Source organism: Kitasatospora sp. NPDC001225 (genome assembly GCF_053597855.1).
In genome coordinates, this window is sequence record NZ_JBSFJC010000322.1 from 1 (window position 1) to 3,002 (window position 3,002).

The following is a 3,002-nucleotide window of genomic DNA, read 5'->3' on the forward strand; positions in this document are numbered from 1 at the left end:
CCTGGCCTCCCGCCCCGGCGGCGGCCCGCTCGCGGCCGCGCTGCTGGCGGCCGCCGTGGCCGGGGGTTGGCTGTGGTGGCGCCGCGGGCGCACCCGGGGCGGGGACGCGGTCCTGCTGGACCGGGACCTTCTGCGGACGCCCGGCGTGCGGACCGCGGCGGTGGTGGCCGGCGCGTTCTACTTCTGCGTCACCGGGTCGCTGTTCCTGCTGCCGCTCTACCTCCAGCAGGTGCGCGGCATGCCGCCGGCCGTCTCGGGCCTCGCGGTCCTCCCCGTCAGCCTGGCCGTGGCCGCGGCCGCCCTGGTCTCCGGGCGGCTGATGAGGACCCGCGGACCACGCCCGCTGCTGGCCACGGGCCTGCTGCTCACCGCCGGCGGCGTGCTGCTGTGGTGCGCTGCGGGGGAGCACAGCCCGTACCTCGGGCCGGTGCTGGCCGGCCTGGTCGTCACCGGCATCGGGCAGGGCCTGGCCTTCCCCGCCATCACCGTCACCGGTCTGCGCGAGGTGCCGGACCAGGCCCACGGCACCGCCTCGGCGGTCACGGCCACCGCCCTGCAGATCGGCAGCGGCATCGGCCCCACCGTCCTCGCCGGCATCGCCCAGAGCGTCGGCGCGGCGGGCCACGGCGAGCTGTCCCTGAGCGGCCACCACCTCGCCTACGCGGCGGCGGCCGTACTCCTGCTGCTCGTCGGCCTCCCGGCCACGGCCCGTCTCGGCAGGCGGGGCGGCTGACGGCGCCACGGTGCCGGGCGCCGAGTGCCGGGTGAACCCGAGGGGAAGGCCCCGCCCCAGCGCGGTGAAGTCTCGGTGGCCGTGACCCGGGATTTGCATGAACCAGTCAACAGGGCTGTCCGTCAGTGTTATGTTACCCGGCGGTTCGAGAGTCCGTGCGACGACTCCGAGCTGTGCGTCCCGCCACAAGTCACCACTGCCCCAGCACCGTTGACCCCGAAGGGACCCTCCACGTGACCGTGCGCAAGCTGACACTGTCAGCCGCGGCGACAACCACCGTGCTCCTCCTCTGCGGCGCCGCCCTCACCGGGGCGGCGGCCTCACCGGCCGCCGCGAGCACCACCGCAAGCACCTCGACCACCGCGCCCTCGACCACCGCGCCGACCGCGCCCACCGACCCCTCCGCCTCGTCCGCCGACCCGAGCACGTCGGCGACGCTGGCGCCCCCGACGTCCGGCACGGCCGCGGCCACGGTGGCGGCCCCGGCGCAGGGCAGCGCGCCGGCGACCGCCACCACCGCTCCCGTCCTCGCGCTCTCCTCCTTCGACCCGAGCAGCGGCACCGCCGTGCTCGCACCGGCCACCGCCGGTCCGCAGTCGCTGTCCGCCCAGGCCACGGCCGCTGACGCCGCGTCCGCCGTCCAGCCCGGGCAGCTGATCGACAGCCCGCCCACCCCGGCGGCCCCGCACGGCGCGCTGGTCGCCGTCACCGGTGTGCAGTCGACCGCCGACGGGAAGGTGGCCGTCACCACCCGCCCGGCCACCCTCCCCGAACTGCTCGGCGGCACCAGCACCAACCTGCGCAGCGCCGTCAGCCCGAGCAGCTTCGAGGTCCACCCGCAGATCGGCGGCGTCAAGGTCGTCACCGACTTCGGAGCGACCTCCGGCCAGGGCTCGGTCTCCGGCAGCCTGGGGCTGAGCGCCGACGCCACCGTCCCGCTGCCCGACGGCAGTTCGGCGAAGCTGTCCGGCTCGGTGTCCCTCCACCCGGCCATCGACTTCTCCTACCAGGGCGGCCTCGGCCTCATCGACCCCCAGCAGGCCCGGGTCGGCTTCACCCTGGGCGCGCACGCGGACTGGCGCGTCAGCGCGAACCTCACCGCGAGCACCGGGCCGGTCCGGATCCCGCTGGCCACGTACAGCGCCAGCCCCGTGGTGATGGTGGGCCCGCTGCCCGTCGTGATCAACCTGGCCTTCACCCTCTCCGCCGACGTCAGCGCCGACGGCACCGTCACCCTCGACGCCGAGCAGGCGTACGACGGCCAGTGGGGCGTCCACTCCGACTACGTCAAGGGCCCGGGCTGGACCACCACCACCGACCCCGGGAGCTCCACCGTCTCCCCGCTGCGCCTCGACCTGAGGGGCTCCGCCTCGGCGAAGGCCGGCCTGCTCGCCGAAGGCTCGATCGCCCTGTACGACACGGTCGGCGTGAAGGCCTCCATCGAGCCGTACCTGCGGGCCGCCGTCAACGGCTCCGTCGTCCTCGACGGCACCAGCACCACGCCGACCGTCAACGGCACGGCAGCCCTCTACGGCGGACTCGACATCAACGGGGCGCTGATGGCCCGGCTCGCCATCCTCGGCACCCCGATCCTCGAGGCCGACCTGCCCTTCCTCGCCTTCCACCGCGAATGGCCGCTCGTCTCGGTGGGCGCCGGACAGTCCCCGGTGCCCCTGGTGAACTGGACCGCGCTCAGTGCCGGCCTGTTCGACGACAACCGCTCCGCCTACCTCAAGACCCGGCCGGACTGGGACCCGCGCGCGCTCAAGGCCTCCTGCCCGGACGGCACCCGGCTGATCGGACTCAGCCACGGCGGCGACAACGGCCTGTGCACGGACGTCACGAAGCCGGACCTCTGGGACGCCGGCCACGCGTACGTCGTCGACCACGGCGGCACCTACGTGACCACCGACTGGGCACCCGGCTACGCCAAGGCCCAGTGCCCGGCCGGCTCCGTCCTCACCGGCTACAGCCGCGACGGCCGCACCATGGGCGCGCTCTGCGCCAAGTCCGCGGCCCCGCTGGGGACATCGACCCGCACGCTCTGGTTCGACAAGGGCGACAACCGCCCCACCGCGGCCGCCGGCGGCGACTTCTCCTACGGCTTCGCCAAGGGCCAGTGCGCCAACGACGAGGTCGCCGCGGGCCTGGCCTACACCCAGCCCTGGTGGCAGCTCTGGGCGGCCCGACCCTACGCGCTGCTCTGCCAGAAGCTCGCCTGACAGTGAGGACGTGACGTGGTGATTGCCGCCCGGGGCTGACCACCTCA

At 74.9% G+C, this 3,002-nt stretch carries 2 protein-coding genes; both read left to right on the forward strand.

Annotated features, from left to right (window positions below):
• On the forward strand, nt 1–733 hold a 733-nt coding region (locus ACWDCZ_RS39870), incomplete at its 5' end, for an MFS transporter (protein ID WP_449818529.1).
• A 233-nt stretch (nt 734–966) separates the two neighbouring features.
• Complete coding sequence (locus ACWDCZ_RS39875) at nt 967–2,955, forward strand: hypothetical protein (protein WP_449818530.1); 1,989 nt, start codon at nt 967–969, stop codon at nt 2,953–2,955.
• Nucleotides 2,956–3,002: the final 47 nt, after the last annotated feature.